Annotated in this window: 19 protein-coding genes; 13 read left to right on the top strand and 6 right to left on the bottom strand. The window is 40.9% G+C overall.

All coding sequences use genetic code 11. From position 1 onward, the window contains the following. Window positions 1–356: 356 nt before the first annotated feature. The 6 genes from AN394_RS09020 (at window position 357) to AN394_RS08990 (ending at window position 7556) form a co-directional block, all read left to right on the top strand. A complete protein-coding gene (locus tag AN394_RS09020) occupies window positions 357–1223 on the top strand; it encodes a hypothetical protein (protein ID WP_054560749.1) in 867 nt (288 codons plus the stop codon). Window positions 1224–1232: 9 nt separating this feature from the next. After that, entirely contained in the window at window positions 1233–2315 is a 1083-nt protein-coding gene (locus tag AN394_RS09015; protein WP_055021318.1) for a DUF4785 domain-containing protein, read from the top strand. 379 nt (window positions 2316–2694) lie between these two features. Then, complete coding sequence (locus AN394_RS09010; protein ID WP_054560747.1) at window positions 2695–3441, top strand: type II CAAX prenyl endopeptidase Rce1 family protein; 747 nt, start codon at window positions 2695–2697, stop codon at window positions 3439–3441. A 95-nt stretch (window positions 3442–3536) separates the two neighbouring features. After that, window positions 3537–4259, top strand: coding sequence for a hypothetical protein (locus AN394_RS09005; RefSeq protein WP_054560746.1), 723 nt, complete (start codon window positions 3537–3539; stop codon window positions 4257–4259). Window positions 4260–4627: 368 nt separating this feature from the next. Further along, entirely contained in the window at window positions 4628–5212 is a 585-nt protein-coding gene (locus tag AN394_RS08995; RefSeq protein ID WP_055021316.1) for an ACP phosphodiesterase, read from the top strand. An 805-nt stretch (window positions 5213–6017) separates the two neighbouring features. Continuing rightward, window positions 6018–7556 (top strand): glutamate synthase-related protein, encoded by a 1539-nt coding sequence (locus AN394_RS08990; protein ID WP_054560744.1) that lies wholly within the window; start codon window positions 6018–6020, stop codon window positions 7554–7556. A gap of 382 nt (window positions 7557–7938) precedes the next feature. Here the strand turns inward: AN394_RS08990 and AN394_RS08985 are convergent, their stop codons facing one another. Continuing rightward, on the bottom strand, window positions 7939–8247 hold the full coding sequence (locus tag AN394_RS08985) for a hypothetical protein (RefSeq protein ID WP_054560743.1): 309 nt from the start codon (window positions 8245–8247) through the stop codon (window positions 7939–7941). Window positions 8248–8290: 43 nt separating this feature from the next. Further along, window positions 8291–9238: a GlxA family transcriptional regulator gene (locus AN394_RS08980; protein WP_055021315.1), complete on the bottom strand. Its 948-nt coding sequence runs from the start codon at window positions 9236–9238 to the stop codon at window positions 8291–8293. 119 nt (window positions 9239–9357) lie between these two features. Between AN394_RS08980 and AN394_RS08975 the strand changes: the two genes are divergently transcribed. Continuing rightward, window positions 9358–9894, top strand: coding sequence for a cysteine hydrolase family protein (locus AN394_RS08975; RefSeq protein WP_055021314.1), 537 nt, complete (start codon window positions 9358–9360; stop codon window positions 9892–9894). Here AN394_RS08975 and AN394_RS08970 read toward each other — a convergent pair. Continuing rightward, window positions 9875–10774 (bottom strand): LysR family transcriptional regulator, encoded by a 900-nt coding sequence (locus tag AN394_RS08970; protein WP_055021313.1) that lies wholly within the window; start codon window positions 10772–10774, stop codon window positions 9875–9877. The genes AN394_RS08975 and AN394_RS08970 overlap by 20 nt on opposite strands. A gap of 106 nt (window positions 10775–10880) precedes the next feature. Between AN394_RS08970 and AN394_RS08965 the strand changes: the two genes are divergently transcribed. After that, window positions 10881–11714, top strand: a complete 834-nt coding sequence (locus tag AN394_RS08965) for a type 1 glutamine amidotransferase domain-containing protein (RefSeq protein WP_055021312.1) — start codon at window positions 10881–10883, stop codon at window positions 11712–11714. Between the two features lie 43 nt (window positions 11715–11757). Then, window positions 11758–12912 carry an iron-containing alcohol dehydrogenase gene (locus AN394_RS08960; protein WP_055021311.1) on the top strand — a complete coding sequence of 385 codons (1155 nt, stop codon included), beginning with the start codon at window positions 11758–11760 and terminating at the stop codon, window positions 12910–12912. A 178-nt stretch (window positions 12913–13090) separates the two neighbouring features. Here AN394_RS08960 and AN394_RS08955 read toward each other — a convergent pair whose 3' ends face one another. Beyond that, on the bottom strand, window positions 13091–13564 hold the full coding sequence (locus tag AN394_RS08955; RefSeq protein WP_054560737.1) for a YqhA family protein: 474 nt from the start codon (window positions 13562–13564) through the stop codon (window positions 13091–13093). A 199-nt stretch (window positions 13565–13763) separates the two neighbouring features. Here AN394_RS08955 and AN394_RS08950 point away from each other — a divergent pair, with 199 nt between their 5' ends. Beyond that, on the top strand, window positions 13764–14477 hold the full coding sequence (locus AN394_RS08950; protein ID WP_152968923.1) for a hypothetical protein: 714 nt from the start codon (window positions 13764–13766) through the stop codon (window positions 14475–14477). 69 nt (window positions 14478–14546) lie between these two features. On the opposite strand, the gene AN394_RS08945 is transcribed toward AN394_RS08950, so the two are convergent. Continuing rightward, window positions 14547–15215, bottom strand: coding sequence for a DUF1826 domain-containing protein (locus AN394_RS08945; protein WP_055021309.1), 669 nt, complete (start codon window positions 15213–15215; stop codon window positions 14547–14549). Beyond that, complete coding sequence (gene zigA / locus AN394_RS08940; RefSeq protein WP_055021308.1) at window positions 15215–16411, bottom strand: zinc metallochaperone GTPase ZigA; 1197 nt, start codon at window positions 16409–16411, stop codon at window positions 15215–15217. The genes AN394_RS08945 and zigA overlap by 1 nt, the downstream gene beginning before the upstream one ends. Before the next feature lie 171 nt (window positions 16412–16582). Between zigA and AN394_RS08935 the strand changes: the two genes are divergently transcribed. The 3 genes from AN394_RS08935 to AN394_RS08925 all read left to right on the top strand — a co-directional run bounded on the left by AN394_RS08935 (window position 16583) and on the right by AN394_RS08925 (window position 23994). After that, a complete protein-coding gene (locus tag AN394_RS08935) occupies window positions 16583–17581 on the top strand; it encodes a kelch repeat-containing protein (RefSeq protein ID WP_055021307.1) in 999 nt (332 codons plus the stop codon). A 365-nt stretch (window positions 17582–17946) separates the two neighbouring features. Continuing rightward, entirely contained in the window at window positions 17947–22137 is a 4191-nt protein-coding gene (locus tag AN394_RS08930; protein ID WP_055021306.1) for a PKD domain-containing protein, read from the top strand. A 480-nt stretch (window positions 22138–22617) separates the two neighbouring features. Next, entirely contained in the window at window positions 22618–23994 is a 1377-nt protein-coding gene (locus tag AN394_RS08925) for a hypothetical protein (RefSeq protein WP_055021305.1), read from the top strand. Window positions 23995–24056 lie beyond the last annotated feature (62 nt).

The raw sequence follows: 24056 nt of genomic DNA, 5'->3' as shown, positions 1-24056 counted from the left end.
TCGCATCTCGCATCTCGCATCTCGCATCTCGCATCTCGCATCTCGCATCTCGCATCTCGCATCTCGCATCTCGCATCTCGCATCTCGCACCTCGCACCTCGCATCTCGCATCTCGCATCTCGCATCTCGCACCTCGCACCTCGCACCTCGCACCTCGCATCTCGCATCTCGCATCTCGCATCTCGCATCTCACCTCCTCTTTTTTCTCCTAAAATCTAATAATTTGTACTTAAAAAACACACAAAAGTTAAATTAATGTAAATTTATTCTTGCTTTCGTACCTGTTTGGTCTATGTTTTTGGTCGGAGGTCACTCCTCCAACCTGATAGATAAAATGACAATCAACAGGAACACACATGAAAATAAAAACACTCTCACTAGTGCCAGCTTTAATGTTGGCAGCGGGTATCAGCCACAGTGCTTTTGCTGCGCAAGGAGTCGCATTTGTGCACGGTACAGGCCAGCAAAGCGATGCGTATAATGACTATTGGACAGGCAGTTTTGTCGACACGGTTCGTCAAGGTTTACCAAACAGTAGTAATTACACGGTCATTAATTGTGACTTTGATCAATACATGTGGGCAGACGCGGCATCTGGCTGTTTAGCAGGGCAGCTCACTACATTTATCAATAATAAAAACATCACTGATTTAACTCTGATCACTCACTCTAACGGTGGCAATGTGGTGCGTTGGATTTTATCTAACCCAACATGGGATAGCCGTTATCCAAATATTATTAGCAAAGTCACGCGTACTATTGCTCTGGCTCCTTCAAGTGGTGGCACGCCGTTGGCTGATGCGGTTATTGCGGGTAATTCGTTCGAGCAAAGCTTGGGTTGGCTTTTAGGTTACGGCAGCGATGCAGTAAAACAACAGCAAGTATCTTGGATGGAATCGTATAACGCACAGTGGCTGTATGGCACACCGAACCGCCCAAGTTTACCATCTCGATTCGAAACCGTGGTGGGCAGTGATGTTGAATCAGCGGTATGGGATAGCGACAGCTATTGTGGCGGTTATCAAAATCAAGTGGGCCTTGAAGTAACGCAAAACTGGTTAGATAGCTGCTCAGATGGCTTTTTAAATTGCAGTTCTCAGTCGTTAGCTGGGGTGGTGTGGTTTACTGATAAATCACGAACCCAAGGTGGTGAGCCTTTGAGTCATCAGCAAAGTCGACGTAACTGTTTTGGCTTGCCAAACATGCTTAAAAACCGAATTTAGGAGCTCGCTATGATTAATAAGTTAACCACAATTGCAGCTACAATAGTGCTTGTAAGCACAGCAGCGAAAGCTAATGAGCAAACGGTTTATCAGTTTCCTCAAGTTCAACCAGCATCAAGCGCTCAACTGCAAACACTTGAAAAAAACAGTGTTGAATATTGGCAGAAAGTTTCGGGTAAAGAGCTTAAGCGCGGTGTGCCTGTCTTTGTAAACCAAGCTGATAACTTTATTCGCATTGCACCAAAAGCACGCTTTGATAGTGGCGAAGTATTTAAGCCTCATGGTTTACAGCTAGATAAGCTGTCGGTGCGAGATGACAACTTTAGACAAATGCCAATGCAAGCCATGGTTGCACGTGAGCAAATGGAAAATGCAGGATTTAGCGATGGTAGTGTTGGCTTAAAGCTAGGTCAGGTAAATGGCAAAGCAATGTTAAGAACAAGCCAAGCGCTTAACGATAATGACACCTACTTGCTGCATGTGATTGAAAAAGGCTCGAGCAATGCTTTGCATGCTAAATCGCAATTTAAAGTGAAAGATCAGCAACAACGTGTTGCTATACAGCTTAGTATGGGTAAAAAGCGCTTTAAAGATAGTGATGTGAAGTTAACGCTTTCAAGCCCTGATGGCGAAAAGCTAGATGTACGCTACGAAAATGGTGAAGCTGTATTTAATTACCCGCTTGAAACCTTAGGTGCAATAAATGGTTACTATGAGCTTGAGGCCAGTGTAGACACTAAAGTGAATGGCCAAACGGTAAAACGCTCTATAAAAATGCCATTTGTACATAGCTCACAAACCATCAGTATGGATAAAGCCAAAGTCACTTCGCTTGGCAATAATAAATACCAAGCCAAGGTGCCAGTGCAAGTGACCGACTCAGGCCGCTATGCTATTCGTGCAACCTTAACAGGCAAAGGTGATAAAGGTGAGCGCATCAAACTGGCAACGGTTGAAGTAGCAAAACAGATTGATAGTTACGGCAGTTTCACCATGCCTTTTGCGGTCACTCAAGCAGCCAAAGCTCCGTTCGAGCTGGTGGATATTGAGCTTACCGACCAAACGCGAATGTTAAAGTTTGCGGGGGAGTAAAGGATAGCTCTAATTGTATGTTGGGTGGAGCGAAGCGAAGCCCAACAAGTTAGTGAGTTGCTAGGGGGAAGGAGCTATCAGCTTTCAGTCGTCAGCTATCAGATTTTAAATACCCAAGTGAGCGAGTTTCGAGGGACGAGATACGAGGTGTTTTAACGCTGAACAGGTAGTTGCGGGTTTACCCCGCGTAATTTACAGTTTTTCTCTGCGTAGCGCGAAGCGCCTCTATGTACTCTGTGGTTCAATATACTTTGAAAATAAAAATATGCTCAATGTGAATTTGAACTCAAACAAATATCTGTTTAATAGGTTGTTTTTGTGTTTATTATAGAAATTAAACAATAATAAAGTTTGGGCTGCATGCTCACCAAGGACGGTTATGCCAGATATGTATTTTGGAATGCTTGCCAATTTAGGCGTTGTTCTATTCCTCGTTTTAATTTTAAAAGTATTCAATAAAGTAACTATAAACCTAACTTGGTTGCTTGCTACTCTGTTAATTCTATTTTGCTATTTCTTAGCTTTATTTAAAGGTAAAGAACTCATTTCCCTAGATTTAATCTTTACAGATCTCAAATGGAATTGGTCAGGGAAAATAGTCGCTATTTCTCTTTGGGCTTTGGTTTTGGCTTTATTAGCAGCATTTAAAAATGACTTTAAAATCAGGGATGCTGGTTTTACTTTTAGGCAAAATAAAAGCTCTATTAAGCCTGCACTCGTTGTTTTAACCCTGTTTGTTGTGTTGCAGATTATTGTAACGCTTAGCCTAGGCGATGGACCAAATTACGATTTTGAAACGCTACTCTATCAAGCTTTTATCCCAGGACTCGATGAAGAGCCAATGTTTAGAGGTGTTTTACTATTTTGTTTTTCATTGGCTGTTGTTTCATCGCGCATCAACTTTTTTGGCTCGCCAATAAACATTGCTGGGTTACTTTTAGTTTTATTATTTGGTCTAGTTCATGGGATTATGTATATCGATGGTGAGTGGCATTTGTCTGTATTCAGAATCGTATTAACTGGGAGTTATGGATTTATTTTGCTGTGGTTAAGAGAGCGGACTGGTAGCCTTGTGTTTCCAATTGTAGCGCACAATATGGTTAACTTTGTTGGGCAGTTAGTTTAGTGCTTGAAGGTATGAGAAATGTACCATTAAGTAGACAGGTTGGCTTAATGGGAAAGTAATGGCAAAATTGTGTTTTAAAAATGGAAACTTAAATAATGGATTATAATCAGCCACTTTCGAAGCACTCCCTAGATTTAAACCTGAGCGACCGAGTTTGGTTTAGGTATTCAACTTTCTATAAAAAGCCAGTATTGCAGGCTGATTCTAATACAAAACTAACGTCGCTACCGGGCCTAGCTGTGCTGTCGGGCGGAGCTGAATTTTTATTTTTCTTTATGACTATCGCTATTGCTGTAATGAGCCTAGTGCTTCAAGAAACGATGCAGCCGATACCTGCTTTTGTAACTTGTGTGAGTTGTTATCTCTGTGTATTTGTTATCAAGCGAATTGTGATTTATAACAAATTTGGATTTGGTCGTAAGTGGGTTATGAGTATATCTAAAGATTCACTCGAAATAGATAGGCAAGCAATAGAGGGCAAAGCTTCAAAAGTTTTGCAAATCGCTAAGGACGATATCCAAGAAATCATTTTTAATTATACTTTGCATGGCAGAACTGGCCATATTGTGAACGAAAAAACGGCCAATTTACACGCTTGTGAAATTCATCAAAAAAGTGGCGATGTTGTTACGCTAGATAGTATGCGAGTAGGTCTTTTTGATGTGCTGTATCTTTTAAAACTCTACGAATACCCACTACTATTCAGAGGTACAACTTCAGGCGGTGCAGGTAATATAGTTATTTTGATTATGCGGTTAATTTCTCTTTCTGCGATCATTTCGGCTCTTGTAATGTTGGCATTTAATTTAAAGTCATAAAGGTGAGTTATTTTTATGGCTAATAGCTGGTAGGTTGGTTAGAGCGGAGTGAAACTCAACGTTTGGAGCCATCAGCTATCAGACGAAAAAGTTAGCGAGATTCGAGTTGTAGGAGGCGTTTTAACGCCGATATTCCAACCCAAAACCATCGCTATGATGTTAGCACCTAGCACTGTAGGCGTGAAATTTATTTCGCGCGATGATCTATTTAAAACGGGCATGCAAGCATAACGCTTACGAGACATTTGATTACGCGATATAAAATCGCTGCTACAATCTTGCTAACTCGCAACTCGCAACCTGTGCCCCTAGACCCTCTCACCTGTATTCTTTTACAATGCATAAAATGACTTGATTTAGAGAATGCGTTGAACTACTTGGCTCACCTTTACTTAGCACAACCGACGGCTGATTCACACTTTGGTAATCTGCTGGGGGATTTTGGTGGGCGTCGGTATTCAGGACAGTTATCTGACGCAGTTAAAAATGGCCTTGAGAATCATTATCTGGTTGATAGGTTTACCGACTCACACTCCCTTGTAAAAGAAGCTAAGCAGTACTTTTCACCAGCACGTAAACGCTTTGCAAGTGTCGCCATTGATGTGGCGTTCGATCACTTTCTTATTCAGCATTGGCAGCGCTTTAATGACCAACCATTGGCTGATTTCAAACAGCACAGTTATGGCCTTTTAAATACGCGCCAAGCCATGATGCCTTCACGCATGCAGCAGGTTGTGACCAGTATGACCAACAATGATTGGTTTAAAGAATATGAAACACTGGATGGGGTCGGCCTTGCCCTTGATAATATCGCAAGGCGTATTCGTTTTGCTAATAACTTTGCAGGAGCCGCTGACGATATAGCCCGCCACTACCAACAGTTAGACGCAGTGTTTTTAGCTTTTTTCCCCGAGCTGGTTGAGCATGTGAAGCAAAAGGGGGTGGAAAAGTAAAAGCTTTCAGACATCAGCCGGTAGGTTGGCTAGAACGGAGTGAAATCCAACAAGTTAGCGAGTTACAAGGGGAAAGAGTAAAGGGGAAAGGGGAAAGGGTAAAGGGGAAAGGGTAAAGGGTAAAGGGTAAAGGGGAAAGGGGAAAGGGGAAAGAGTAAAGGGGAAAGAGTAAAGGGGAAAGATACGAGTTTCGAGATACGAGATGTAGGAGGCGTTTTAACGCAGAACAAAAATAGAGATATTAGATATCAGTCGTTAGAAATCAGATTAAATCAAAAGAGCTTTAAGCTATAAGTTTTAGATGATTGTGCGCCATATATAGCCATCAGCTATCAGATTTAAAATCCAACAAACAAGCTGAAACTTGCCCGTAGGCGTGAAATTTATTTCGCGCGATGGTTATTATCAAAGAGGTAATTTGTAAGTCGGGCTTCAGCCCGTGAGTGTTAACGGTTGCTTTTCGCCATAAATAACGATCTACAATGGGTTATATCTGTGAAGTTTGCTTTTAATAATTCCTCTTAAGCGCAGCGCCTCTTATCCTCTTTGTGAAAATCCCCCTCACTGTGGCTTACAAACCGATTTACCTCTTTCATTAAAATACGAAATGGCTGATATCTTGGCTGCTTGTTGCGGTTATATAGTCGATTAGTGATAGCTAAGTGAACTTCTAGGCGCTTAAAAGCTCGTTATTTAACTGAGCTGAACTACCCTTTGTAAAGCAAGTAAGCCTTGAATTAATACTTACCTCAATCGCAGTACCTTGAACATAGCAATGTAATGTAGCAACCGTGAGGGAACAATAATGAGCAAACCCATAATTGCAGCCGTTTCGCCGAAAAAAGTCACCTTAGAGCAGGGGCAAGAATACTATTTTTGTGCCTGTGGGCGTTCTAAAAACCAGCCATTTTGTGATGGCTCACATGCCGGAACCGATTTCAAACCCAAAGCATTTACAGCAGAAGAGTCGGGCGATGCCTATTTATGCCAATGTAAGCACACTGCCAATGCGCCGTTTTGTGATGGCAGTCACAAACAATTTGATAAAAGCCAAGTTGGTCAAGAAGGGCCAGGCGTGCAAATTCAAGCCTCTGATTTGCCAGTTGCTACAGCAACCAAAGAGGAACCCACCGTTGAGCTTATCCATCAATTAGCACGTGAAGGATTATCTAAGCTTGGGCACCATGGCCCTATGGTGTCGATGGGCGTGCCACGATATCAATTACCTAAATGGGATGATTTACAGCTAATGGTGGCGCAAATGGCAACGCAACCTTTAATGGAAGATGTTGCTGTTAATACTGAGCTTGTGATTGGCCCGCGAGCGAAAAAGCCATTAAAGCTGGCTATTCCATTATTTGTTTCTGATATGAGTTTTGGGGCTTTATCTGAAGAAGCTAAAGTATCTTTAGCAAAAGGAGCAGAACTTGCTGGTACAGGTATTTGTTCGGGTGAAGGCGGTATGCTTCCTGAAGAGCAGCAAGCCAATTCACGGTACTTTTATGAGTTAGCAAGTGCAGGCTTTGGTTATAGCGAAGATAAATTAAAGAACGTTCAGGCCTTTCACTTTAAAGGTGGACAAGGCGCAAAAACGGGTACTGGTGGGCATTTGCCGGGCAATAAGAATGTTGGCAAAATCTCTGAGGTTAGAGGAATTGAAACGGGTACTTCGGCGATTTCACCACCAACATTTAAAGACTTACACAGTGCGGCCGATTTCAAAAAGTTTGCTGATAGAGTACGCGAGGTAACGGGCGGTATTCCAATCGGTTTTAAACTGAGTGCTAATCATATTGAGGAAGATATTCAATTTGCGCTCGATGCGAGTGCCGATTACATCATTCTTGATGGTCGTGGAGGCGGTACAGGCGCAGCCCCCGAGATTTTTAGGGATCATATTAGCGTACCGACTATTCCTGCACTTGCCAGGGCAAGAAAGTACTTAGATGAACAAGGTGCAAGTGATGTTACTTTGATCATCACTGGCGGCTTACGCTTGCCAATTGATTTTGTAAAAGCACTTGCGCTTGGTGCTGATGGGGTGGCGATTTCAAATAGTGCAATGCAAGCAATCGGCTGTGTTGCTGCGCGTATGTGTAACACCAATAACTGCCCTGCAGGGATTGCCACACAAAAGCAAGATTTACGTCAGCGCCTAAATATTGAAAAGTCGGCAAATCAATTAAAGAACTTTTTTGAAGCTTCAACTGAGTTAATGTCGGTAATGGCGAGGGCATGTGGTCATGACTCTTTAGCTAAGTTTAATGCTAATGATCTAGCAACATGGCACAAAGATATGGCGTTGTTATCTGGCGTTAAGTACGCAGGTGTTGGAATAAGTTAGCTAGTTTCTAGAGGAAAGTTAGCGAGTTAGAAAGAGTAAAGGGGAAAGGTACGAGTTCCGAGGGACGAGATGCGAGTTGTAGGAGGCGTTTTAGCGCAGAACTGGTAGCAGCGGGTTTACCCCGCGTTATCAAATAAAAATACTCAAGTTAGCGAGTTGCTAGGGGAAAGAGTAAAGGGGAAAGTTTGCGAGATACGAGGCGTTTTAACGCTGAACAAAAATGGAGCTATTAGAGATCAGTCGTTAGAAGTCAGATTAAAAACTCAACGAGTTAGCGAGTTACTTGACACAAGTGGTAGGCACTCTAGTGTTTTTAACTTGCTAACTTGCTAACTTGCTAACTTGCTAACTTGCTAACTTGCTAACTCACAACTCATTCCATTTAATCGTCTGGGCCTTTTAGGGTAAACACTAAATGCCTGCGCATGTCTTTTAAAATCACGCCTTTTTTCAGCATTGCGCCACTTAGGCGTTTTTGCCATTTTAATAGCTCTGGGGTCGCTGCATCGAGTGTTTGTTGGTTTTCAAATTGAAAACATAAAAGCAATGAACCTGGGAATAAGTGGTATTCCACATCAAACCAGCATTGCAACATGCCTTCAAGTTCTGCGCGACCTTGCTCTTCAAGGGCGTCGGCAACATTTAATACAAGGGCTTGCTGTTTTAATTGTACTTTAGAAAGCTTTTTCATTTAAAAACCAAAATCGAGTCGAAAAACAGATTATACCTAAGCTTTACGCTTGGCGGAATGCATTACGCCAGTCTCGCGGTGATAAACCAAACTGAGAGCGAAAATGATGGCGTAAAGTAACAGATGAGCCAAAGCCGCATTGCTCGGCTAAATGTTCTAATGGTAAATCAGTTGACTCAAGAAGTCGCTGTGCGTGGTTTAAACGTTGATTTAACAGCCACTGCCCAACGCTCTGACCTGTAAGCGATTGAAAGTGGCGGGTAAAGGTGCGTCGGCTCATGTGCATTTGCTCTGCGAGTGTATCAATCGTATGGTTGCTGGCTAAGCTTTCTAGCATCTGTTCAAGTAAGCTTGCTAAACGCTCATCAGCAACACTTTCGGGGACGGGTAGGGCAATAAATTGTGTCTGCCCACCAGTGCGATACGGAGCCGTTACCATCATTCTGGCAATAGCATTAGTTTGCTCGCTTCCTAAAAATTTGCGAACCAAATATAAGCAGCAATCAATAGCTGCTGCTGTTCCTGCCGATGTATAGAGCTGGTCATGTTCAAGGTAAAGTACTTGATTGTTAAGTTTCACTTTTGCAAAGCGAGCTTTAAAGTCATCGCTGTATGCCCAGTGGGTGGTTGCTTCAATATTATCTAAAAGCCCAATGTGTGCTAACGCATAAGCTCCTAAACAGAGCCCTACAATAATAGCGCCACGGCTATGAGCGTTTAGCAAACTGGTTGCTAATTCTTTAGAGGGGGCTGTTTCAGGGGATGGCCAAGACGGAATAATTATAATATCTGCCTGATCAAATTTTGTTATTGAGTGGTGCGCTTGAATATCAAACCCCGCACTTGAGGGCATTACCTGTTCACATTCGCTGCACACTGTTAAATTAAATTCTTTGATACCTGCCGAGCGAGCGCCCTCACCAAACACCATACATGGTACTGCAAGATGAAATGGGCTGATATTAGGAAATGCGAATACTGCAACATTCATGGTAAAGCCTTATTAAACACTTTGGCCCAATATTATCGATAAATGGTATTTGGGTCACTGTTTGATACGTTAAAAATTCAGCAAACTAGGGTTCAATAAAATGAAAAAGGGCTCATACAATGACAAACACAGCATTACTAATTATCGACTTACAGAATGATTATTTTGAAGATGGTGCATTTCCTTTATGGCAGGCTAAACAAGTAAAAGATCAGCTAGTAGATGTGATCAAACAAGCAATAGAACGCGGAGTTTTACCTATTCATATTCAGCATGTTGCTGATCCTTCTCTTGGTTTAGCGCCATTTTTTAATGAAGGTACAAAGGGTGTTGATATTCATTCTGATATTTTAAATGCAGCACCAGAAGCCCCTGTGGTTGTAAAACACTATGCTGACAGCTTTCATCAAACCAATTTAGAAGATGTGTTAAAGCAGCATGGTATTAAAAAACTTTTGATCGCAGGCATGATGACGCAAAACTGTGTGACTCATACAGCTATCTCAGAGCAAGCTAAAGAGTACGACGTAGAAGTTTTAACGGATGTGAGCACCACAGTATCTGAAATGCTACATTTAATCGCACTAAATGCGCTTGCCCCACGAGTAAAACTGTTAGACGCAAAGCAAGCCTTGCTTAGTTTGCAAAGTAGTTAATATTTGCAAAGGCCGAAATAACATCTTTGGCAAATGCAATACGGGGGTGCTTTAATGCCCCTTTGTTCCAAACTAAGTAAATTATGTTTTCTGGGCCTTCGGGCCCTAGTTGCACAAGCTCTCCGGCTTTTATCTGATCGCGACATAGGTAATCGGGTAATACAGAATAGCCAATGCCTGAGCGAATAATATTGCTAATAGCACGTATGTCCGGGCAAATAGCAATGACATTTGAGTGGCATTTTGCGTTGAATACAGCTTCAAAGTATTGTCTTATCAAAGGCAGCTCTTCATCATAAGCAACGACATTGTAGCTTGAGAGTAAATCTGCGGTAATGGCGCTGTCTTTGATTTCTCGGCCATGTAAACGGTTCATCACCAAAATGAGCTTTTCTTTGTCGAGCACAAGGCTATCAAATAGTGCTGGATCAGGCGCTGATGCGGCAATAGCAATATCTGCAGTACCTGATTGCAAGGCATCAAAAATTCTCACTTTATTACCAATATGCAGAACAAGATTTACATTGCCAGATTGCAGTAAGTTGGCAATTTGTGGCCCCGATACACTACTAATATATTCGGCAGGTCCTGCAATATTAACAGTGCCATGTGCGGCATCAGAACGTGCCCGTATCGACATGATCTTTTGCTCTAATATATCGATATGACCAGAAACCTGAAGTGCTAGATCATGTGCTGCTGCTGTGGGGGTAACGCCACGGGCTTTGCGCTCAAATAAAGATTTACCAACTACAGCTTCCATTGCTTGAATGTGTGAGGTCACCGAAGGCTGAGATAAGCCTAAATTAGCCGCTGCCTTCGTAATATTTTTACAACGATAAACTTCAACAAAGGTTTTTAATTGCGTGAGATAAGACATGTAAAAGTACGAGCCATAAATATTCTGATTGCTCCTCTTAATTTATCCGAATTCTACTCGCCCCGCAAACCAACTATGATGGCTGTACTTTCTTAAAGGATGAGTTATGAAAAAGATATTACAGCGACTAACGCTTGTTGCTGCATCAACTATGTCGATGTTTGCAGTGGCGGGTGAAGGCGAAGTATTGGTTATTTTATCAAGTGAAACAACCATGGACTTAGCTGACGGCCAGAGCATCGAAACAGGCTACTACCTAAATGAGTTTGGTGTGCCTGCGAAAGCATTAGTCGATGCGGGTTATGAGCTTGTACTTGCAACACCCAAAGGTAATGCGCCTCAAGTAGATAAAAAATCAGTGAGTACCGACTACTTTGATGGTAATGAAGCTAAAATGCAGAGCATTCAGCGTTTTGTAGCATCACTACCAGATATCAAAGATACCGCAAGTTTAAGCGAAATTTTAGCGGGTGACTTAAGCCAATATGAGGCTGTGTTTATCCCAGGCGGCCATGCGCCTTTAATTGATTTAGCAAACAACCCAGAAGTGGGTGAAATTTTGCGTCACTTTAATAAGCAAGGTAAACCAACAGCGGCAATTTGCCATGGCCCAATTACGTTGTTGTCGGCACAAGTTCAGCCAAATTCTTATTATCAAGCGATAAAAGATGGCGAAAAGGCATCGGCCAATAACTGGATTTATGATGGCTATAAAATGACTATTTTTTCAGACCCTGAAGAGCGTGTTTTTGAAAGCAGTTTAGAAGGTAAAAAGCTTAAGTTTTATCCTGCTATGGCAATGGAAAACGCCGGTGGAAATATGACATTCGCTAGTGAGTGGCAGCCAAACGTGGTTGTTGACCGCGAACTCATTACGGGGCAAAACCCGTTTTCAGATAAATTATTAGCAGAAAAGCTTTTAGAAATGTTAGCTAAGTAAATTAGCTAATTAGCAATTTAAACCTAATTTAAGGGGCATTTAAATGTTGAACTTTATTTATAAAAATCAAACCGAAATTTTGTTTGGTAAAGGTCAAATGAGTGAGATCACGTCACGTTTACCAGAAAACGCTAAAGTACTATTACTTTTTGGTGGTGGCTCAATAAAGAAAAATGGCGTATACGACCAAGCAATGAGTGCATTAGCCGATGTTGACGTGATTGAGTTTGGTGGTGTTGAACCTAACCCAACATACGAAACGCTGATGCAAGCTGTGGCAACTGCTAAAGAGCAGAATGTTAACTTTATTCTAGCTGTTGGCGGTGGCAGCGTTATTGATGGCGCTAAGTTTGTTGCAGCAGCTTATAACTTTGCAGGTGAGCCGTGGGATATCCTTGTTAAAGGTGCTGAGTTTAGTAACCCGCTTCCTATTGGTGCAGTTTTAACTTTACCTGCAACTGGCTCTGAGAGTAACGGTAACTCAGTGGTTACTAAAAAAGAGACGTCGCAAAAACGTGCTTTTTCATCACCGAGTGTGCAACCTGTTTTTGCAGTACTTGATCCTGAATATACTTTTTCGTTACCAGAGCGCCAAGTAAGTAATGGTGTTGTAGATGCGTTTGTACACGTTATTGAGCAGTACTTAACTTACCCAGTAAACGCGCCATTACAAGACCGCTTTGCAGAAGGTATTTTACAAACCTTGATCAGCGAAGGGCCTAAAGCACTAAATGAACCGCAAAACTATGATGTAAGAGCCAATGTTATGTGGTCGGCTACAATGGCACTGAATGGCTTGATTGGTCAGGGTGTACCGCAAGATTGGTCTACGCATATGATTGGTCATGAATTAACAGCCCTTTATAACCTTGATCACGCACAAACACTAGCGATTGTTTTACCTGCGCTAATGCATGTTCAAAAAGAGCAAAAGTCTATTAAAATACAACAACTTGGTGCGCGAGTGTTTGGTTTTAATTATAACGATGAAGCTGAGCAAATCGATAAAACGATTAAAGCAGTGCAAGACTTCTTCGAAGCAATGGCTGTGAAAACGCGCCTTGCTGATTATGACCTTGATGAACAAGCAATCGATGCGGTTGTTAAAAACTTAGAAAAGAATGAGATAACTACGCTAGGTGAACACGGTGATATTGATTTAGCGAAAGTTAAGCAAATATTAGCGCTTGCACTTTAGGACTTAAATTTAAAGGCGTAACATGAAGTGTTACGCCTTTTTAGTGCTTAAAAATCGATTTGCTAGAACTGGCTAAAGATAGCCAAAAGAGCGGTTTACTTGAGCAGTTTAATGCGTGATGAAAGAGCAATATCAGCTACGTTACCCCAATAAATAAACTAATGTAGGTGAGTGTTCACTATTTCATTGAGCGCCATGCAAAGGTCGAAGCTGCAACAACAATCGCAATAGAAATACCAAGGTAGAGGGTTTCAATTGTGCCACCAAACTCAACGGCGTGCTCTAAAAACAGAATCACCAAAATGACAGATGTTACTTGCACTAAAGTAATTTTTAAGTCATGAAAATCTTCGATATGAAAGGCGGCCAAAAACTGGCTACTCTTTGTGGTTGCAGGCGAAATGAATAGCCGGTACAGGCTGATGGTAATAACTTGAAGAGTAATACCAATGAGTAATAGATCGAGAATTTTTAAAAGCTCGACTATCATCTCTTTCCCTCCCTTAGCAGAGTCAGGCAATGATATAAGTGTCGTTTTAACAACATTAAAAACGATGTTCACACAGGTTATGTAAACAAGTAACGATGAAATTGCTGTAGTGATAATCGCGATGATGACTAAAAACCGACTATTTTGAAAAAGGCGCTCCATATCAGCTCACATATATAAATTTCTTTGTTATACCAAGCTTAGCTGGTTTTTGATTATATACAGCACGTTCATTAGCTAAGGGGGCTTAACTTATTAGTTCTTTAAGTATTTACGTGCGAGCTCTGGTTGTGTATAAATTTAAGGAACAAAAAGGTTGCTTCTATTAAGCATTAATACAAAAGGGATTTTTATGGGCTCGATGGCTAAGCACTCACTCGAACTGGATTTAAATGATAAAAAATGGTTTCGATATGCTGCCTTTAAAGGAAAATCGTCACTAACTGAAGAGTCAATAACAGAACTAGAATCTCTCCCAGGCTTAGCGACGTTATCTGGGTGGGCCGAAGTGTTTTTTGCGCTTATGGTATGCGTAATTTCGCTATCTAGTTTTTATTTAGTAGATGCTTTTAACCCATGGCTGGCTTTTTTAGTTTGTCTTACAAGTTTTTTGGTCGTGTTTATTACCAAGCGCATCATGACTTACAAGAAGTATGGCTTTGGTTCTAAATGGGCAATGAGCATAAGCAAGGATGAGCTCAAAATTGATAAATTGACTTTTAAAGAGCACCAAAATCACACTCTCACCATTGCTAAAAACGAAATCGCAGAGGTTTTGTTTCACTACACGATGGATCTAAAACGCAAACGAAAGTTTGGCGAACCACGAATTAGATTACCCACTTTGCATGTTTGTGAAATTCACTTAAAAAATGGCGATACCTATGAAATTGACGGGATGCGGGTAGGACTTTTTAACGTGTTATATGTAATGGTTTTTCATGGCTACCCATTAAGCTTTAAAGGCACTTTTGCTGGTGGCGCAAGGAATGCCTTAATTCTGTTACTAAGGATATTTGCCCTATCGGCAATTGCAAGTGCGCTCAGTATGCTTTTCATTAATTTAAAGCCTTGAGCAGTTGTAGCGTGTTCTTAAATGAAATAGCGCCTATTAGAATTAATAGACGCAGTTGGTACGCTCGTATTAAGCAATAAAGTCGAGGGTTACAAGTAGCCGTTTTTCGCCAGTAGCGAGTGCTGGTGAGCGGTGCACAAGGCCTTTGCCTTCGTTATCTTGCCAAGTTTCGCCTTTTAATAGAGCTACATCACCCACATTAAGAGAGTGAATTTTAGTATTTGCTGTCATTAATCCTGATTCTTCATCACTTAATCCTTGGTGACCTGCGCCAAGTTTAGTGCGATCAAGTCCTGCATTTTGCAACCACTGTGAGCCACTACCACAATATGTACTGACTAACCGACAAGGGACTCTGTCAACATGAAAACGTGGGCACATGGCTCGTTCAAGTACTCTTAGGCGTAATCCGGTACGTTTTAATTCGAACAAATAACAAAACATATCAACGAGCTGAGCAAGATCGGCTTTAAGCTCTTCTGCTTGAGGTAGTTTTTCAAGGGCCTTATTTATGTCAGCCACAATGGTATTTTGATTGATCATAGCGTTAATACTGAGATCTGGGTTGGCTGTAATACTCTCAGCTACTTCTGCTTGCAGCTGTTCAGTTAAGTTACGCTGCCAAATTGCAATGTTATGCTCAGGTTTATATATTTGTGAAAACACCACAGGGCTTAGCGCTGTTGCTGCCGCTGATGGTAGGTTATCAGTGTCATGTTCTAATGCGTAGGCTGTCATTATGCTTCCTCCCAAACAGGAAATGGATCGGGCAGGGTTTGCCAAAGCGCTTTGCCTGCTAATAGTTCATCGTCGCTAAGTAAGCAGCTATCGAGAGCTTGAATGATCGCTGCTTGATTGAGGTTTTGACCAATAAAAACCAGCTCTTGGCGCATATCACCAAAGGGCTCTTGCCATACTTGGTTAATTGAATCTAAGTAGTCGCTATCTGTTGGCCACTGATCTTTCGGTAAGGCTTTCCAAAATATCCCGCCAAAACCATAGCGGGCTATGCCGCCTGCTTGATTCCATTGGCAAGCAAATTGGGGTCGAGAGGCTAGCCAAAAGTAGCCTTTAGAGCGAAGTAGTTTGCCTTCGCGTTGATTGTTATGAATAAAGTTATAAAATTTTTCAGGGTGAAAAGGGCGGCGGGCCTCGTAAGTAAAGCTGCTAATACCGTATTCTTCGGTTTCTGGGGTATGCTCGCCGCGTAGCTCTTTTAGCCAGCCAGGTGCTTGCTGAGCTTTTTCAAAGTTAAACAGGCCCGTGCCGAGAACTTTATTGATATCAATTTGGCCATTTTCAATGGCAATAAGCTCTGCAGAGGTATTTAATGAGCTTAAAATGGCTTTTAAACTCTCAAGCTCATCGGCGCTAATTAAGTCTGTTTTACTAATTAAAATGACATCAGCAAACTCAACTTGATCAATGAGTAGGTCGGCCACGCTTCGCTCATCTTCATCACCTAAGTGTTCGTTGGTTTCTTGTAAAAATTTGGCTTCGTTAAAGTCGTTTAAAAAGTTAACGGCATCAACGACCGTGACCATGGTATCAAGTCTTGCAACATCAGAAAGTGACACGCCATCTTCATCGGCAAAGGTAAATGTTTCGGCAACCGGAAGGGGCTCTGAAATCCCGGTTGACTCAATAACCAAATAATCAAATTGCCCCGTTTGCGCTAAAGCGCGTACTTCAATGAGTAAGTCTTCACGCAGTGTGCAGCAGATGCAACCATTGCTCATTTCTACTAGTTTTTCTTCGCCGCGGCTCAGCGAAACATCGTTTTTAACTGTTGCTGCATCGATGTTTATTTCGCTCATATCATTGACGATTACAGCCACTTTTTTGTCTTCACGGTTATTTAAAATATGGCTGAGCACAGTGGTTTTACCTGCACCTAAAAAGCCAGAGAGCACGGTGACGGGAAGTTTGCTCATGATAGTGACCCTTAATTAGATTAAACAAAATTCTCAAATGCTTTGTTATAATATATCAATTTAATGTCATTTAGGAATAGTAATCGTTGTTCGAGTAAGACTATTTGGCAGTGTACTAATCGGTACAACTAGTTTAACTTTTTGCTAAATAACTGCTCATTAAGGATTTATATGCGCTTAGCCAAACTGTTGTTAGCATTTTCTATTACTTGTTTACCTTATACGTTATCGGCAAAAGAGCCGTTAGCACCAAAGCTCCCTGAGGCTATACAGGAAATTTACCCAACAGTTATGAATCAACAGATTTGGGTTGCGGGTGGTATCTCTACTGAGTTACCAGCATCAGCGGGTAAGATGACTGCAAAAGTTCATTTTTGGTCACCTAAGTATGCTAGTTGGCAATCAGCTCCTAGTTTGCCTGAAGGGCGTCATCACACGTATTTAATTGCAGTAGAAAACAGATTATTCGCCTTTGGTGGTTTTGTTAATAGCCAAGGCCAATGGACCAATAGCCGTGATGTGTTAATGCTAGATAAAGGCGCCAAAGCATGGCAAAAGGTGGCGAGTTTGCCTTTTGCGTTGAGTGAAACTGTGGGCGCAGTGCTTAATGGTAAAGTACATTTAGCTGGTGGCCGTAGCCCGAATAGTGAGAAAAATGGGCAATGGCAACATAGTTTAGATGTGAGTGCGCATTTAGTCTTTGATCCTAAAAACTTCACCTTCAAAGAAGCCGCGGCTTTACCTTCAGCTAGAAACAGTGCAGCGAGTGCACAAGTAAACGGCCGTTGGTTTGTGTTAGGTGGCAGAACCGTTGGCGGCGAGCCTATCACTGACATGCTCGAATACTTACCCGAAACAGACACTTGGCAAGCACATGCAGCACTCCCTAAAGCACGAGCAGGGCATGCGGCGGCAGTTATTGATAATGCTATCACTGTGTTTGGCGGTGAACATAGCCAAGGAGTTGACCGTGAGGTTTTTAGTTATGATTTAACCAAGCAGCAATGGCGCAAAACTTTCGAATGGCAAACACCTCGCCACGGTTTAGGGGCGGTTACATTAAACGGCCAAATTTGGCTATTGGGTGGTGCCACAAAGGTAGGGCTTTCTGAAACGAGCCGTGAAGTTAATAATGCACAAGTGACGATAAGCAATACCAATCCGCAATAATACTTAATCATTTTGAGGGATTAAACCTGTCGCTATCTGCGTTAAAAATTTCTGACTTACGACTGCATGGGTGCAGAAGGTAGAGCAATGCAGGTGCAATTGCCGAGAACAACTAAATAACGAAATTTTTGCCTTGCTATCAACGAGGTTTTATTGCCTCAAAATAGATCACTTAATTAAGCAGGTTGGTATAATCTGAAATAGTTTTTCAGAACACCTCACCATTCAATGGAACAAAATTAACAGTAAGACTTAGGTGCGAAAAATGAAATTTTACTGTTAACAAATGTTAAATTGCTATCGTTTTATTAGGAACAAATGTATACTAATTGGCCGATAATAATTATATAAAGTGGAATAGTTTTATGAATGGAACTCGTTCAAAAATACTCTTTTCGTTGATCTTCCCTGTTGCTTTGCTTACCGGATGTGGTGGCGGTGGTGGAGGAGACTCTAAATCAGAACAACCTACAACTGATAACCCAACAACAACGCCAGATCCAGTCTTAATGACAGGCGTTTTTTTAGATTCGGCTGTTGCAGGCCTGAACTATACAACAAGTTCAGGTGAATCTGGCGTTACTAATAGCGCTGGTGAATATCAATACAAAGAAAACGATAATGTCACATTTTCGCTTGCTAGTATTGAGTTTCCTACAATTCCCGCTGCAGCCGTAGTCACACCTCTTGATATTTTAGACAGCCGAAACTTATATAGCCCGATAGTGCTTAATACGATTCGATTGTTGCAATCTTTAGATGAAGATAAAGACCCATCAAATTCAATAACCCTTGATAGTGACCTTGTTCAACAGTTAGAAAGCGCAGGTATTTCAAATGCTGATCTAGCGTTGCCGGCTGAGGAATTTGCTCAATTATTAATACAAAAAGGCCTTTTTTCATCTATTGCTGATACTGATTTTGTAACGCAAGAATTTGCGATTTCTCACTTTTCGAGCACTTTATCTACATCTAAAGTTATCGATTCAGATGGAGATGGCATCAGCAATGCTGCCGATACAGATGATGATAATGATGGTGTTTCTGATAGGGATGATTTATTTCCATGGGATAACAGCGAGAGTGCTGATTTTGATTTAGATGGTATCGGCGATAATGCTGATGCTGATGATGACAACGATGGTATAGATGATATTAATGATGCGACGTTGAGTATGAGCCATGCCCTCGATTCATCGATCAAACATATTACTCACATGGTCTATCATAAAGTTACAAATAGAGTATTCATTACCGACCAGATCAATAAATCTTTATATATTGTTAGTCCTGATACAGGAAAGGTTATTCAGACACTGCAATATGAAAAAATGCCAAGAAGAATGGCTATTGCAAATAATACCCTTTATGTGTCGCTACTTGATCGAGACTTTGAATATTACTCAGAAGTTGACGGTAGTGGTGAAATTGTTGTTTATAATTTATCGCGAAATAAAGTCCAGCAACAAAAACGTTTTAGCGTTGCCGTAGATCCATTTGATATTGTCGCGACAAACACAGGAAAAGTGATTGTTTCATCGGGATCTAGTCAATGGACCTCAATTCTTTCATACAGTGCAGAAACAGGATATCAAACGGGGAATGAGTGGATCAGACACCAGTCTTACCTCAGCTTAGATCCTTCGCAAAATTATGTTTTTGCTGCTGATACAGATATATCGCCAGCAGATTTTGAAAAGTTTGATATTTCCGGTGAAGGTATCATTTCACGCGGTGACTCTCCATATCATGGTGATTATAGTATTGGGGGGCGTATTTGGGTTTCAGAAGACTTCGTGTTTTCTCGTTGGGGCAATATATTTAAAGTCTCTGATATGACTCACGTTTCGCAAGTATTAGGGATGTTTACTATTGATGATATTCAGTTTGATGAGAAGAACAAGGTTGCTTTTGCAAGTTCAAATGGAAATATATATTTAATAAACCTCCAGTCATTAGAAGTTTTCAGAGCGATTACTCAACCTGGAGATGTTCAGCAGGTGTTTCTTGCTGAGCAATTCACATACTCAGTGACCGAAAATGATAATACTCTTTATGTGATTAAAACACCTTATCAATGCGCTGATTGTATCGGCAATACAGCTCCTGTAGCTCAGTTTACTTATACGCCAGATACTGGTTTAACAACTGATATGTATGAATTTGATGCTTCGAGTAGCTATGATACACAGAGCTCTGAACTGCAATATCGCTGGGACTTTGATGATGATGGTCAATGGGATACTGATTTTACGACGAGCTCAGATACAAGTAAAAAGTTCATAACTGCAGGTACTCATTTCGTAACTCTACAGGTAATGGATACGGTTGGTGCTGTAGACAGCGTTACAGTTGAAATTAATGTTTCACAAGGGGAAGATTCGGGCAGTGACGTAACTGATGGCTCTGCATACGAATTACAATTTAATGTAACAGCAAAAATTACCGATGTACCTCGACAAAAGCTTTACGTAACAGATAAATCAGCTAAGCGATTATATGTTGTAGACATAGCTGATGGCGAAACTAAAAAGTACTTCGAATTTGAGTTTATGCCGGAGCGAATGACATTATCACCTGATGGTAAGCTACTTTATGTTGCTCTTCTTACTCAAGAGCACAGTTCATATTGGTGGAGTGAAGAACAAAATGGCTACATTGCGGTCTTTGATTTAGAAAAGCAAAGCCAAGTCAATTTATTTGAAATACAAACTGACCCGTATGATCTAGTCATAAATGATCAGAACAAACTTATCGTATCTTCAGGTTCTGGACAATGGACGAACATTTATGCGTTTGACGCTGAGAATGGTGACTTTCTTGGTAGCTCTTCGATTTATCAGGGTGCACGTTTAACTCTACACCCATCGGGGAATTATGTCTTTGCTGCAGATACTAACTTAACTCCATCTGATTTTGAAAAGTTTGATATTAGTGGAGCTGGCATTACCTCTGTTGGGGACTCTCCATATCATGGTGATTTCACAATAGGAGGTCGTGTTTGGATAACGCCTGATGGTAACTATCTAATTAGTCGTGGTGGTCATGTATTCCGTACCGACAATATGACTTACGTTCAAACGCTAGAAGGTTTTGAAGAAGGGGATGAGCTGATTACAGCATTGAATTTTGACTCTCAACAAAATCTAGCTTTTATTGTTACTGATAAAGGTGAAGTGCCTTATTTTAATCTGTCTACATGGTTTAAAGCTGGCAGTATTGAAGTAGAAAATGCATTCGATGTGATTGTTAATGATAACCAAGTAATAGTGTTGAGTGCAGAGTCGGCAGTAACAACTATGGTTGTGGTTGAACATCCTTGTAGCATATGTGGTACTAACATGGCGCCAGTTGCTGATTTTACTTATACACCAGAAAATGGCACAACGAGTGATAACTATGAATTTAATGCTGCAGTAAGTACTGATGCAGAAGATGGTGCAAACTTGCAATATCGCTGGGATCTTGATGGCGATAACCTATGGGATACTGACTTTAGCTCTGATCCCCTCATCAGCAAAAAGTATATTCTTTCTGGTAGCAAAAATATTACTCTGCAAGTAAAAGACTCTGCAGGTGCTTCCAATATTAAAATGATTACAATTGAGGTAGCTCAAGGCACAGACTATGGAACACAAGTGACCGATAGCACGGCCTTTGAATTGCAATTTAGAGTGACAGATACAGCTGTTGATTCGGTGAGGCAAAAGTTATATGTCACAGATAAACAAGCTAAGCGACTTTATTTAGTTGACTTATTAACAGGTGAAACCGAGAAGTATTTTGAGTTTGATTTCATGCCTGAAAATATGACGGTCTCTCAAGATAGCTCGCGACTTTATGTATCTTTGCTTAAACAAGAGCATAGTATGTATTGGTATACAGAAGATCAAAGTGGTTACATTGCTGTTTTTGACTTGGCTGAACAAGCGAAAATAAACGTGTATTCAGTGCCAACTGACCCATTTGATCTTGTTATTAATCAACAAAACAAACTCATTGTCTCATCAGGATCAGGGCAACATACTAGAATATACGCACTTAACGGGCTTAACGGTAATGTGTTCAGCTACACAGATATTTACCAAAAAGGGGTTTTAGATTTACACCCAACGGGTAATACTGTTTTCGCTGCCGATACTGGATCATACCCATCAGATTTTGAAAAGTTTGACATTAGTAGTGATGATATAGAAGCATTGGGAGACAGCCCTTATCATGGTGACTATGAAATAAATGGCCGTGTTTGGGTTACACCTAATGGTGAGTTCGTGATAAGTCGCGGCGGTGATGTGTTTTACAGTAGCGACATGACCCACGGTATGGCTATTGCAGGGTTAGATTCTGATATTATTGAAGTTGTTTTCGATGAAACACAAAACCTTGCGCTGGTTTTAACTGACTCAAAAGTCATTCGTCTAAACCTTTCTAATTTTGTTGAGCAAGACAGTATCTCTTCTCAGTCTAGCGGACATTTACTTGATGCTAATAATCAGTTTTATGGTTTAAAAAGAGATGGCATCATCACTCGTTTAATTAAACATAGTTTTGATTAAATAAGATTTACTTAGTAATAAGCCGCTACATTTGTAGCGGCTTTTTTTATAACCCAAAAAAAGCATCCAGAAGGAGGCTTTGGTTTAGGTTAATCATCTACAACATAATTATTTAGAACTTCAGCTATAAACTAAAGCGTATTGGCGACTTTTAAGACGAATTTAAATCAATATTCTATATAAAGCGCTAACATATTGTTTGTCAACGAATCAGAAAATTCACATAGTAAAAGTTTTTTTACTTTTTAAATTTCATATATTTAACCATTTTATGTTGAGTGGTGTGTTGGGTTTAATGACGATTTCCCAGAGTAATCTTATTGTTGATTAAATGTAAATAGTTAAACTCGTAACAAGTTTTAGCTTTCATCTGGTTTGGTTATTTTGAAAAGTCGGCCCTATAAAATTGTATCTGGTATAACAGTAGCAATTACTATTTTACACTCGAGTGCGTCTCTGCGAGCAAGCGAAGTTAATTGGATGCAAGATGCAAAGTGGGGGATTAGTCATCACTATCTTGCTGGTGGCACTTTAGATAATGCATGGTATCAAATCACAGACTATAACGAGTGGAATAACTATGTAAATGGTTTTGATGTTGACGATTATGCGGATAAAGCAGCCAAGCTTGGTTATGCTTATGTAATTTTTACCATTACTCAAAACCGTGGTTACCTGTCGACGATGAGTGACATTTATGATTTACACTCACCGGCATGTCCGAGCAAACAGATTGCACCAGGTTGTATTACCCAAGTTAACTCAAATCAGGCTGATTACACGCCTAACCGTGACCTTGTTTTGGATTTAGCGAAAGCACTTAAACTAAAAGGTATTAAGTTAATTGCTTACCTACCTTCGCACTCAGGGGATAGATGGACGGGTACAAAAAAGAAAGTACCTTACCCTGATTGGTTTATAACTGGTTTTGTCAGCGAAAGATCGCAGGCTTGGGGAGCTAACATCGCTGGCTGGTGGTTTGATAATTGGTTTAAAGCAGATGAATCGAAACAAAAACTCGAGGCAAAGAATGCTTACCCTGTTGCAGACCAACTTGCTCAGTCTGCTCGAAGTGGCAACCCAAATGCGACGATCAGTTTTCATGCTGGTGACGAGCATAGCTTTGTCCCCAAAGATCCACACAGTCAATATACATCAGGTAAAACTAACGAGTTACCTAAGGCTCCTTCTTCTAAAAAAGTCATAACAGCTTTGGATACAAAAGTGCAGTGGCATGGATTTACCTACACTTCTGACGGAGGATGGGGAGGCTTAAAGAGCAGCTTAAGATATTCGAACACAGATATAGCAAATAGGGTAAAACAAATTGCAGATGAAGGTGGGTTGATAACATTAGATGTGGCAATTAACCCTGACGGTAGCTGGATTGCCGATCGATTGGTGCAAATTCAGACTATCGGTAATACCCTCGGCACAACAAGTGATATAACCTATTCAGGCCTCGAGCTGATAAACGATAATGACCCTCGAATTCAATATAGTGAAAATGGCAACTGGATGAGGTCTGAGCACACAAATACTGGCGAATACCAACAAGATTTACACATGACAACCGTTAATGGTGCGTCGTTTAGTTATGACTTTAGTGGTTCAAGTATTGTTTTTGCGACTTCAAAAGGTATTAACCATGGCGATGTTGAAGTTATCTTAGATGGTAAGTCACAAGGCATATTCTCTATTTTCGATGGTAATAATTATCGCCAAGTACAAAGTATTGTGTTCGAAAAACATGACTTATCAGCTGGCTCACATACTTTAATTGTGAAGAAGGTATCGGGCGATGTTATGCCAGTTGACCTCGTTTTATCTAAAAAATCTAAGAGGGGCTTTAAATAAAGCTTGTTTTAGTGATCCCAAACAAAGGGGGGAAGCCCCCTTTTTTCCAAATGCTTTCGATA

It is taken from the genome of Pseudoalteromonas sp. P1-26, assembly GCF_001401795.1.
Taxonomy (GTDB): Bacteria; Pseudomonadota; Gammaproteobacteria; order Enterobacterales; family Alteromonadaceae; genus Pseudoalteromonas.
The sequence above is the reverse complement of the archived record's forward strand: the minus strand, read 5'-3'. Positions and strand labels throughout refer to the sequence as shown.